The organism is Haloprofundus halobius, from assembly GCF_020097835.1.
Lineage (GTDB): Archaea > Halobacteriota > Halobacteria > Halobacteriales > Haloferacaceae > Haloprofundus > Haloprofundus halobius.
In genome coordinates, this window is the sequence record NZ_CP083666.1 from 3,022,146 (window position 1) to 3,034,406 (window position 12,261).

General features: G+C 55.2%; 6 protein-coding genes. 5 read left to right on the plus strand and 1 reads right to left on the minus strand.

Annotated elements, in window-relative coordinates; translation table 11 throughout:
* Positions 1 to 110: 110 nt before the first annotated feature.
* From LAQ74_RS15880 to LAQ74_RS15900, 5 genes are read left to right on the plus strand one after another with little or no spacing between them, the layout of a single operon-like run.
* Complete coding sequence (locus LAQ74_RS15880) at positions 111 to 4,772, plus strand: DEAD/DEAH box helicase (protein WP_224333534.1); 4,662 nt, start codon at positions 111 to 113, stop codon at positions 4,770 to 4,772.
* Complete coding sequence (locus LAQ74_RS15885) at positions 4,769 to 5,701, plus strand: hypothetical protein (protein WP_224333535.1); 933 nt, start codon at positions 4,769 to 4,771, stop codon at positions 5,699 to 5,701. The genes LAQ74_RS15880 and LAQ74_RS15885 overlap by 4 nt, the downstream gene beginning before the upstream one ends.
* The gene (locus LAQ74_RS15890; protein WP_224333536.1) at positions 5,698 to 6,525 is read left to right on the plus strand and encodes a hypothetical protein; all 828 of its coding nucleotides are present in this window, start codon (positions 5,698 to 5,700) and stop codon (positions 6,523 to 6,525) included. Before LAQ74_RS15885 ends, LAQ74_RS15890 begins: the two co-directional genes overlap by 4 nt.
* Positions 6,522 to 9,458: a nucleoside/nucleotide kinase family protein gene (locus tag LAQ74_RS15895; protein ID WP_224333537.1), complete on the plus strand. Its 2,937-nt coding sequence runs from the start codon at positions 6,522 to 6,524 to the stop codon at positions 9,456 to 9,458. Before LAQ74_RS15890 ends, LAQ74_RS15895 begins: the two co-directional genes overlap by 4 nt.
* Complete coding sequence (locus LAQ74_RS15900) at positions 9,448 to 10,125, plus strand: hypothetical protein (protein ID WP_224333538.1); 678 nt, start codon at positions 9,448 to 9,450, stop codon at positions 10,123 to 10,125. Before LAQ74_RS15895 ends, LAQ74_RS15900 begins: the two co-directional genes overlap by 11 nt.
* 44 nt (positions 10,126 to 10,169) lie before the next feature.
* Here LAQ74_RS15900 and LAQ74_RS15905 read toward each other — a convergent pair whose 3' ends face one another.
* Positions 10,170 to 12,221, minus strand: coding sequence for a DUF5591 domain-containing protein (locus LAQ74_RS15905; protein ID WP_224333539.1), 2,052 nt, complete (start codon positions 12,219 to 12,221; stop codon positions 10,170 to 10,172).
* Between the last annotated feature and the right edge of the window lie 40 nt (positions 12,222 to 12,261).

Sequence of the window (12,261 nt, forward strand, 5' to 3'; positions counted from 1 at the left end):
TAATAGCTCACTCAAAAGGTAGCAACAACAACAATAGAATGCAATCTCCACAAGACACTCTCGACGCGGCAGTCGGTAGGGCCGCCGAAATCACGTGGTGGAATCGCCGTATGACGAAACTCACAGGCATTGACGGAATCTCGAACGCACAGTCGTTCGTCTCCGAAGAGCTCATCGAACGAAAGGGTCCGTTCGTCGAGTTCGTCGATGCTCCGAAGTTCCACGAACAGACAGCCGCCGCGTTCCTCGACGAACTCGGCTACGACGAAACGATTACAGAGACGATCATCGCCGAGCTGTTCGGTGGTAACGAATCCGGATCGCTGTATCAACACCAAGCCGAGATGATTCGGCAAATCGAGACGACTAACCGTGACAATATCCTCGCAGTGCCTACGGCAGCTGGTAAGACGGAGGCGTTCTTCCTACCGATTCTCAACTATTGCCTCTCGACAGACGAGGAAGGGCTGAAGTCGATCATCCTGTATCCAATGAAGACGCTGGGTGTCGACCAGTTGAACCGGTTCATTACCTACCTCGATCACATCAATCGATCACGCGATCCTGACGACCGGATTACGATCGGCATCTGGGACTCCGACACCCCACAACGAGTTGGAACACGGAGTTACGAAGTTGAAGAGGGATCGTACATCAGAGGTCTCGTTGATCCCCGGGATGAGAGTGAAAAGCTTCGGGTCCTCAGTAACACGAGTGTCGGAACGGACGACAACCAGTACTCGTGGATTCGAGTCACCCGCGAGGCCATCCGACAGGGGGTTGATATCCTCCTGACTGTTCCGGAAGCACTCGATTACATGTTCGTCTCGAACAACGACGAGACGAGAGGTCTGCTCGGTGATAACCCCGGTGATCAACCCCTCAAGCATATCGTCTACGACGAAGCACACGTCTGGAGCGGGATACAGGGGGCGGCAGTCTCGCTCTTGTCCCAGCGGTTAAAAGCATTTTACGCCGAGAACGATCCGCAGGTGACGATGGTTTCAGCGACAGTCGATAACCCACGATCACTTGCTGCATCACTAGCTGGCGTGGAGACTGAGCCCGCGGATATCAACGCTGTCGAGTTCACTCCGCGGGGTTTCCGGATCAACGGTGAGCCTTCGTTCGACCGCTTCGCTCCTTGCGATTTGAGCGACCTCGTCCACGCGCTCGCAGTCGCCGCGCTCGATGTCGAGAACGCTGAAGCTCTCGTTGAGGAGTTGGACGTTGCGAACGGAATTGCAACACTCGCTGAAGTCGGTCTCGTTGACAGCGACCAACTTACGGTCTCTTCGGATACACCTGAGTGGGCTGTCAAGCCCATTGTGAGAACTGTCGCGGAGCTACGAGAACAGGACGAATTCACAGATGCTGACGACGTTCTTCGGTCGAAGTCGGGACGAAGCCGAATCGTAGAGACCGTAATCGAAGAGAGCGGATTCACGAGCGGCTGGTACGACTACGTCATCGACTCCGTTCCCGAAGTGGCTGCGTTCACCGAGTGGTTCGACACGGGAACGACTGGTGTTGTCGGGTTCAAAGCGTACGATGCGTTGCTCGAGGACGCCGCAGAACGAGGCGCAGACGTACCGAAGGGTACCGTCGAGACCGTTATGGCGTTCGGTCGACTCGCTGGCATCGTGACCGAGAAGTACCATGTGTTCCTCAAGCCACCGCACAGGGTCTTCTGGTGTCGTAGATGCGAGAGGCTCACGCGAGACGAACGGTGTTCGGAGTGTGGGGACGCGCTTCCCGAGGTCCGATTCTGTCGAACCTGTCACGAGCCGTACGTGGAACTCGAAACCGAGGAGGATGAGGTATTCGTACCAATCGACTCGGCGTCACGGTCTGAGCACTGTCCCGGATGTGGTGGACGTCCAAAGCTCAACGACGTGGGCGTGCCGACATCTTCGCTTCTCTCGTACATGCTGACCGAAGTCTGCCACGTGACTCCGTCGAAGAAGACCCTCGTCTTTTCCGACTCTCACAGCGCAGCGGAGAGCGTCGGTGACACGATTATCGAGACGGAGTACGGCCTCATGGCGCAGACGCTCTACCTCGAAGAACTCATCGAGGAGGGTGGAAGGGCCGATAACTACGACCTGTACGTGACGGTCGCATCGCGGCTTCAGTCGGAGTACTGGGACCCGCTCGTCCAGAACCAGATCGACGAAGACTCTGAGGCGTACAACTTCCTGCAACCGCTCCAGAAGACGATCAGGAACCACGCCGGTCTCTCAAACTGCGATTCGCTCCTCGATAGCGCACTCGTCACTGGAGACGTCGTCGCCGACCGCTCAGACCCTGTCGAGATGACAGTCGCTCACGAAATGTACAAACAGTTCGTACTGAACAACGCGTCGTTCACGTACAACAGAGTCTCGTTCAACGGTCTAACACGGTCGAAGCTTCTCGATAGATTAGACGACCGACTTACACTCGAACGTGGGCGAATCGACGATATCGTTGACGACGTGCTCGCGGACATGCTCGAAGCGGGTATCGTCTCGATCATGCCCTTCGACGACGTCAAACAATCTGTAGACTCGTCGAACGCAGACGGTTCCAAGCTCGAAGAGCTTCGGACGTACCTTGAGTCAGCACGAGAGCAAGTCAACCAGATGGGCGTTCTCGACGAGCCGGCTGATAGCGGTATCTTCACTAGGATTATCACGAAGGACCGTTCTGAACTCGTTCTTCTCTCGGAAGTCGCGTTCTGCGAGGAGTGCTATTCGTCACATCCGGTGACCCAAGATGGGGATGCAGTTGACCGCTGTCAGCATTGCGGTAATCCGATCTACGTGTACCGCCGGTTCTCCGAGACGAGTGACGGCACGCTCACCGCAACGCCTGGCTACGCTGATGTCGACTCAGAGTGGGAGTACGCCCTCGACCACTGGGCACACGACGTAACGCGACCGATTCAGAACGGGCAATCTCCAGAGTTCGTAACAGTCGGGATCCATAAAGGGAACATCCCGCACACCGTCCGGGGGGCAATTGAGGAGAGTTTCCGGAAGGAAGACCCCGACGTAAACATCGTGAGTTCGACACCGACGATGGAACTCGGTGTGGACATCGGGAGCCTCGACACAGTCGCTCAAGTCGGAGTCCCGCCGACGCTGACGAACTACGTACAGCGGTCGGGGCGTACGGGACGGACGCGGGGTAGTTCTTCGCTCGTCATGACCGTCGTTCGTGGCCAGCACCCTGTCGACGGGCACTACTACGCCAACCTCGACAGCTACCTCGGTGGCTTCGAACCAGTCCGTGTCCCCCATCCGTACGATTTCGACGAACTACTCGCCGGTCACGTCGCGACCGAAGTGTTCGCCTACCTCGCGCGGAACCCACACGAGACGAACGTCTTCATGCGTATGTACAGCATTCCGGAACCCGAACGTGAGAATCTTACCAAGTTTGTCTCTGCCGTCCAGGAGCGGCTCGGAATTCTTACGGAGTTCATCACGGAAGAGAGAGCAGATGTTCTTCGTGAGCACGTCGACGAAGTGTTCGGTGAACGCGGCGTCGAGGTGTTCGATCGAATCTTCTTGGACGGGGGACCACTCTCTCTGTCGACTCGTAGCGAACAGACGTTCGGTCGGCTGCGAACTATGTCGAGCGGTGCGACGGCGAATCGTGACCTCACGCAGAATGCGAGCCGACTCGACCAGTGGCTCGACAGACTCGGCTACCTCGCCAACTATCGGTCGTTCGGTCAATCCTTCCCAGTCAAGTTCAGCGGGTACAGTGACGAGATCTCGTTCGAGAGTAGCGGACGACTTTACGACATGTACCCCGGTGAGGAGAACGACCTCGGAGCGTTAGTCACTCTCCACGGAACTGACTACCTCGTCGGCGACGTCCGCGGAACTCCAACGGCGCTCGCCGAGGTCGCCATCTGCGACAACGAGGAGTGTGACCGTCGCTTCCAGAGTTACGATACCAGTGAAGTAGAATGCCCCCACTGTGATTCGGAGCTCAAGACGACCGAGGTTCACGGAATTGCCAACGTAGAGTGTCAACTCGCCCGTGGGGCACAGAGTGGTTGGCGGACACACGGCCAGATGTCGACGTACATCGAAACCATCGACGACGGGGGGATGGAGACGAAGGAGACGACACTCTTCGGGCTTCCGTGTGAAGTCGAATACGGGCAGTACGAAATCACCGACTTCGTCTACGCCTTCGAACGAGGTCACTCGACCAGTCCGGATACCACGGTCATCCGGTCTGAAGCGCTGATCGAAGAGGACGAGAGTGAGACCTCGTCGTCGAGTGGTCTTTCGTGGCGTGACCGCCTCAACGAGGCGGAGGCACAGAAGTACCGCCCAGTAGGGCAACAGTACCACACTCAGGGGCTCACCCTTCGATTCGACCGCAAAGCACTCGAAGAACGCTACAACCACGTGAGCCACGACACGAAATCATGGCCACAGGCGCTCACCAGCTTGGAACAAGCGCTTCAGCGTGCTGTTGCGATTGTTGCCGAATGTGACCGTAGTGACTTCCGGATCAAATCGACGACGACTGGCGACACCGTAAAAATCTCCCTGGTCGACAGTCGGCAAGGTGGTAACGGCATCACGTGGCGCGTCCAAGAGAGCCTCACTCAGGTTGGAGCACGGGTCGACGAAATCGCCGACTGCGACTGTGTCTCCTACTGCGACGAGTGTCTCCTCCTCTCGCGGACGCCGGCTCACTACCTCGAGAACGACTTGCTCGACCACCGGTCACTCGCTGCAATCATCGGGGTGGCGAGCGCGTGAAGCTTGCTGCGGTCAAACGTCGTCTCGAGGCGAACGAAGTCGCCTTCATCCACGACCCAGAGGGTAGTGTCCACTTCTGGAAACTCCGTTCACTCCCGGCGCTTCAGCACCTCGGCGTCGGAGATTTCACGTATCCAACGTCGTGGCGACAACTGAAGCAGACGTGGGAGTACGAAAAAGGAGGGCGGCAGTACGAGTTCCCTGGATGCGACTACCACGTCGTCGGGAATATGGACCTCACAGCTGACGATAATCTCGCCGTAGTCACGACGAGCTACTACGAGCATCAGACGAAGTATTCGATCAAACAACTGGTGGATCGATACACCGTCAGCGAGGGGACGCTAGTCGTCGTCGCGGACGACCGCACGTTTCAACCCGTCGGCGGAACTCGTCCGCTATACCAAGAGCAATTTGTCGACCGTGTCGGGTCGTACGAACGTGTCTACGAGGCAATCGAAGAGTCGTACGCCGACGCCGGCTGGCAGCTCCCGCTTCGAGATACGAAGAACCTCTTCGCACAGGACAATGCAGTTCTCTACAAGTTCGTAGAGGGGACTCGCCTCACGACTGTCGAGGAGCTCCTCGATGTGTTACCGGATGCGCCTTATCTGCCAATGTACGGGACCTTCTGTGAAATCTTCGCGGCAGCAGATGCACAGGGGAGTGGGCCACTCGAGAATGACGACAAAATCGAGGCGCTAGGTGGGTGGCTCAGACGACGCATCGAGTGGGACCGTCAGGAGAGCATCCAAATCGCGCGAGAACTGAATCGGGCTGTCGCTGATGACGTCGAAACGTTCGATCTTTCGTATGCAGCGCGGAGCCCCAAACATCGAAAAGCGAAAGAGGCGGCGAGAGAATTGACTCCCGAAGAGAATGACATCGAATCGAAATATCACGACTGGTTAACGAACGATCTACCATGAGCGAAACTGAAGGTTACATACTGAACACGGTACAGACACCGGCGCCATTACAGACCGTCTATCGATCGATCAAGCGCGGCAACACGACGAAAGAGTCAGTCCAAGACGATACTGACCTTCCAGAGAATCTCCTCTCGCAAGGGTTTGGAGGCCTACAACAGATCGGTCTAATCGGGCGCGAGGAGCCCGACTACTACACCGTCGACTACCCCTGGGAGACCGGAGATGACGATTTGAACTTTCGTCTGGCCGCCCTTCACCAGCTCGCGTCGAATGCAACGCCGGACAGCTGGGGGAAACAGTCAGTCGTCCTGCTGAACTACCAATATTTGCTCGAAGAGAACATTCAGACGTTCAAGTCAAATTCCGAATCCACTTATTCCCGAATGAATCGCTTCGCGAGAGAGCGAGGGTACGAACCCCGCTCTCAACAGGGCCCAATTGAGATGAATGAGCCTAAAATGATCAACTGGTCCCGCTTAGCGAGGTTTCTGGGTCTCATCTACAAAGCCAGTGGTCGTGTCTATACGACGTATCCAGATGAAGAGTTGGTTTTCGAGTCAATCAGACTCGCCTCGAACGCCGCTGGCCGTGAGAGAATCACGATCCAGTTCTACGAAGAGTGGCTCAACGACAATTTGCTCCTCGTAGACATGGGCCCAGATGGTGTTCCTGCCCCGCTCTCGCGTGTTCTGTTCAACCTTGTCGCAAACGACCGGATTAGAATCATCGAGTCAGGGGACGCTGGGGCAATCAATCTCCAACAGGTTCCCCTTCGACGAGGGATCGACAGTCAGGCAAACTCTATCGAGGTACTCTCATGAGCAACTATGCGACACCGGTAGAGAGTGAGAACGGACGCTGTCCTCACTTCGATGCGGTCGATGAAAAGACGCTACGAAGACTCTTCAGCAAGGTCGCTGCCGTTCGGTCTGAGGACTACGACCTCTTTTCGTTCACACACCGTCCGATGGAGGTGTACGACGGGTCCGACCCACGCGCTGAACGGACAGTGAGCGAGGACCACGTCTACAGGCAATTCTCCGAAGAACGAGAGGGGAACTTCGTCGTCGTTATCGAAGGTGTAGTTGGAACGGGTAAATCCGAACTCTGCGCGTATCTCTCGCACCGGCTCGAAACAGAGGACGACCGGCCAACTCTTCACATCGACAAGAACGACGACCTGATGACGATCCTCTCCGATCGTATTCCCGAATTCTACGAGGAACACTTCGGTGAGGAACTTCCGGGTGCGAGCGAGTTCAAGAACCTCAAATCAGACATCGAACACAACCCACAGACGGTCGCTAACAATGCAACGTCTGGTGCAATCTTGAATCTCCGACGGTTGGACTACGAAGTCGAGACGACCGCAGACCAAGAGAACGAGATCCGTGATTACGTCGCGGACAAACTCGTACAACTCGTCCAGCGAGGAGAGTACGACCGGAAAGTCCAGTTCGTCGGCGAGAAGGAGTTCGAACAGAACGATTACTTACAGATCTTCGAAGGCGATATTCAATCCAGTGAGGCGGCGAGCGCCTTCGATGCAGAGCTCTGGCGAGAGATTCGAGATCGGTACGACACCGCCTCACTAGATCAAGTCCTAGAGCGAGTCGGTGAACGATTCGAGGATACACGTCCAGTACTCGTCTTCGAGGACTTCTCGATCGCTGCGATGGAAGCAAAGAAGCTCCGGAATTATATGGAGCGTGATAAAACGAGTGACAACTGGGACTTCATCATTGCCGGTACGCACGACTCGACGGAAGTTCTCCACACACAGACTGCGGGAGACCGTTTCGAGTTCTACCAAACGAACACCCCTAACTCCAACAGTGTACCTTTCCTCACCGAACAAACAGCGGTGGACTTCGTTCGGCCATATCTCGGCTATATAAAGAATCACGACGAGAGTGTTCGGTACGACCGAGACGACGACTCGTTCGACCTGAAATCTGCACCGGCAGGATCGATCTGCGCCGGGTGCGGATTCTGCGACGAGTCATTCCGCGATCTCTTCCCGTTCAACGAACCGTTCCTCCGGAGAATCTACACGAGCCTCGAAGAAGATCAACAGTCGCCGCGCGAGTTGATCATGGTCGTGTTCGAAGTTCTTCGGGATTTCTACGACGGAATCATCGAAGTACCGTCAAGCGCTGATGTTCTCAAGCCGCTCCGGAACACCGTTTCCGTCGCAGACGCCGTCTACGACGAAGCTGAGGAGTACGCTGACTTGGCGAAGTGGTACGGCGTCGAAGAGGATACCGTAGTAGTCATCGACCGAAAATTTGTCGATGCCTTTGGCCTGTCTGTCGACGGACTCCCCGATGAGATTGAAGTTGGTTCTCAGGAGGTGCGCGTAAACAAAACTGGTGGCACTAACCCTCCACCAGAGGGATGTCCAAACTGTCATGCACCAGTGTCGAAGTTTATCACTGAATCTGATGGGACAATTAAATGCGGCGAATGCAGTGAAATAATAAGTAGGGGGCGTAGCTCTCTTGAGATAAAGGTAGAAGAGGCGAAACAAGAGGTCGACTCTTGGCTCGAAAAACCTCGAAAGTACCCAGACACGAATATGTATATTCGGCGGGGGCTCAGAGACCTTCTAAAGGATCTCACTGACGACTTCAGACTCTACGAGGGCCAGCCCCTGCGATACAATCTCAGCAGCGAAAAAGCCCCGTACGTCTACCCGGACTCGAACGATGCACCTCAGTGGGATCAAATCCTCCTCAATCGGGAGGATTTCCAGCGGTCAGACCTCCGGCAGTTAGTTGAATTTGGCGTTCGGCGAGTTGAGAAGCCACGAAGCGCCAACTACGAGAAGATGCGTGAGCGCATCGGCACGCAATTAACTGGATACGCAAAACGGTGGCGTCAGCGTATCTTCGAAACACAGCTCGATAATGAGAACGTGTTGTACAAGCAACACGCACAACTGAATTTCTCTGACTTCCTGCTCGCGTCGTACGCGACGCTCGTTCTTCTCGACGACCCAACGAAGCCAGTAACCGCCGAACGACTCAACGAACGGTACCAAAGCGATGAGGACCTCTCACTTGATTCGGACCTTAAAAAGGCGCTAAAAGGAGTAGTCGACAAAGCTGACTATCCCCACTTCTCGAATGCGATGGAAGACGCAGCGTACGTCGAATCACTAGTTGGAGAGATCTTCGGCGTTTCTGCAAGCGCCCTTGACGTGCCGAAAGTTCGTCGACGGTTGGACCGTAACCCACCATACAAAGTGTTACAGATGCTCGGTCGCGGCTACATTCAGAACATCGAGGCACGAGTTCGGTTCGAAACCGGACACAACGTCAAGGACTTCGCAGATACGATGTACGACGTGCGGAAGGTACTCGACGAGGTTGTGAAGCGAGGATACGACGATGAGACGGTGGACTACGTTACATCGACCGTAGAAGGGACAGATATGGACCGAGTCGGCGAAATATACGATAGCCTGCGAACATACGATGGTGTCGACGCAGAGTTCCGTGAGGCGCTCGGGAAGGTCTGTCGCCACTCGAACGAGGACGTCGTGGCTGCGGGGGAGACCGCTCGACTCGCCCATGAGTTATCGTCTGGAGACAACTTCGATCAGATTACAGCTGCTCTCGCAAGTCAGAAGCTCTCGAACCTCAAGGTAGTTACGCGCTTCCGAGAGGTCCCCTTTGCAGGCAAGGGAGGAAGTAGCGGCGACTCGATCGGTGGCCTGTTCCAGGAGGTGAGTTCGCACTATGTCGAGTAAATCGTTCGAGCAGAGGCTTGAGAAGGTTTACAAGAAGTATCAACACAGCGAACTCGAAAACCGGTTGAACGATGTCGCCCAGACGATGGAAGAGACGGTCCTTCAGCGGGTTCTCGCTGAGGAGTTCCTTCATACGGACATCGAAATCGACGAGAGAGCAAAAGAAGCCGTCGAAGATGCGAAAGCACACCTGAACGACGGCGACCTCGATTCACTCTCGGAGGAGATTGAGGAGTTAGAGCAGATGGTCGACGAAGAGGAGCGTAAGGTAGACAACCGTATCCAGGAAGCCCGAATCTCGATGTCGAAGAAGATGAACGGGATGCAGCGGTTGAACCAGCGTGTCGAGCGAGTTAGCGAAATTAAGCTGGAATCAATTGCTAGTCTTCTCGACGACTGGAATTGGAAAGAGCAGGTCTACCGCAACGACGACGCAGCTATCGAGACGCTCAAAGACCGTTCCCGTGAGTACGGTTCTGACATGCGACGGTTCTACGAAGAAGCGAAAGCAGATCTCTTCGGACCGTACAAGGACACTCCGCTGGAGGGAATCGTGGACGGTCTACTCGACGATGAGCGCTTTGCACTTGACGACTTGAGCGACGCCCAACTCCAACAACTCCGAGACTCGGACTTGGAAGAGCACGTAGAGTTGTCACTATCGTAGCGGCCATCTGTAGAAATCCTTTCTTCATCCCTGACTCGCGTGGACTAATCTAGTATCTTCGAAGACTCGATGTCGGAGGACGAAGCGGCTGGATGTTCTTGGAGATAGTCGATGAGCTGCTGAATATTCTCGTTGCGGAAGTGTTCCGTCAGTTGGAGTGCACGGGGGTCGCGGGGGAAAATTTCACCTCGACCGTACGCCTCGAACGCGTCTTCGATTACCTGTCGGTAGTTTGAGCTCGCCACATACCCGACGATATAGTCGTACGCATCACCGTGCGTCTCGAGATATTGCGTCACTCGCTTCGTCACGAGCTCACGCTGTCTCGTGTCTTCGTTCGCCAGCACGTACTCGTACTCAAGAACGGGGTCCCGTTGCTCCATCTCCTGAGGAACTGGACCGTACATCCCCGAAACAGTCACCTTGTGTATGCGGTCCGACTGGCTCCCTAACTTGTCCCAGAGGACGGAATGCGTCCGCGATTCTGAGTACGGCTTAACTTGACTGCACGGTATCATGAGGAGTACGTCTTTGTTCTTCGGTGGCTCGTACCTCATCTGAAGAATATCGAAATCGCTTGGTCGGTGCTTGAGCGAAATCGTCTGAGTCATCTCCAGGTCTTCTACGCCACCGCCCCATTCGGTGAGCCGCTTCTGATCGGTCTTTAGCCCAGGCCCTGGTATAAGGTCCTCTGCGCCGATTTCTCGAAGGTCCTTTGTAAGTTGATTCGTTGGGTCCTGTACCTGTGCCTGTTTCAGTCCTTTAGCGATGTCGGGATGTTCGCGAGCGAGTCCGACGACGTACTCAAGGAGTCGTCCATCTGATATCGCATCCCGGACGCGCTGTAACTCGTCGTTGTAGACCTCGAAATTGTGGCCGGCAAGGAGTGCGTAGTAGTCGCTTTTGATCCATTCGTCGTTCTCCTTTCGAGCTTCGCGTTCGTGATAATCGAGGTTGAGGTTGAGCTCCTCGTTCAGGAGGGTGTAATCGACATTGTATTCACCGCTACACAACGGACAGTTCTCGAGTGCACACGGGAATTCTCCTCCCTCGAGATACGCATCGAGATCGTCGAGCTTGACGTGTTCCCACGTGTCCGGAACGAGGTACTTCTTGTACATCGCGGTCTGCATGTGGCTCGAACAGTCGAACGAGTCCGCACCGAGCAGCGAGAGTAGCCCGACCTGTTTCCCACCGATACCGAATACGTGAAGACCGACGTCGTCGTCGAGCCCTTTCTGTTTTATCGCTTGTTTCGCACCATTGACGATGTTGACTAAGATATCAATACTACTTCGGAGGGGAACGAGCGATCCGATCGCGAATCCCTCGAACGAGTCTTCGAGGCCCTCTTCTTCGACCCGTTCGATAAATTTCTGAACGTACCAACTGACCCACTCGTCATCGTGTCCGTGGATGGCGATGTAGACACCGGGCCTCTCTTGACCACCCTTTGTGGGATCGAAACCCCCAGTCTGGATTCGCTCGGCCACAGTCGGATTGAGGAGCGTGTCGGTGTCGAACTGGTCAGGGTTGTCGAGTAATTGGAGACAGCGTATCGAACTCTCGATGCTCTTCCACATCCGTTCTTCGCGCTCTTCAGCGTTCAGGTTCGGCGGAACGGGATAGTCGAGCGTCGCAACGATATCGGCACCAAAGTCGAGTTGGAGACCGAGGATACTTTCTGGATTCGTGTACAGCCCCCACTCGTTCTCTGCACCGCCCTCTGACGGTGCTGCACCGAACGTATCGGAGTTCATGAGCTTGAATCCACCAGAATCGATGAAAATCGGGGCATTCAGGCTCTCGTATTTTTCGTGGAACGTTTCGGTTCGCCAGAAGTTGTTTAGATTGTCAGGAGAGACGCCATAATCCGTGAAGCTCATGGCTTGAAACATAACTCCTTGGAGATGATCCGCAGAGATGAGTCGGTCACGCATTCGACTCCATACACCGCCAGATGCCTTTGTTGTCCCTCCGATGAGATTGATAACGGGAAACAGAGCAGGTGTATCGACGGAGTAAGAGGGGAGGTCGAGAGTCCCGAGTCTCCCGTACCCATCGTCACCCTCCTCCTCGACACGAAAGACAGACATCGCTTTCCTTGGTTATTCAGCGTAGGTTGTTAGTCGCTTT

Bases quoted from the DNA above. Each gene is read 5' to 3' on its own strand.
- LAQ74_RS15880 (WP_224333534.1), top strand. From the start codon at position 111: ATGACGAAACTCACAGGCATTGACGGAATCTCGAACGCACAGTCGTTC.
- LAQ74_RS15890 (WP_224333536.1), top strand. From the start codon at position 5,698: ATGAGCGAAACTGAAGGTTACATACTGAACACGGTACAGACACCGGCG.
- LAQ74_RS15895 (WP_224333537.1), top strand. From the start codon at position 6,522: ATGAGCAACTATGCGACACCGGTAGAGAGTGAGAACGGACGCTGTCCT.
- LAQ74_RS15900 (WP_224333538.1), top strand. From the start codon at position 9,448: ATGTCGAGTAAATCGTTCGAGCAGAGGCTTGAGAAGGTTTACAAGAAG.
- LAQ74_RS15905 (WP_224333539.1), bottom strand. From the start codon at position 12,221: ATGTCTGTCTTTCGTGTCGAGGAGGAGGGTGACGATGGGTACGGGAGA.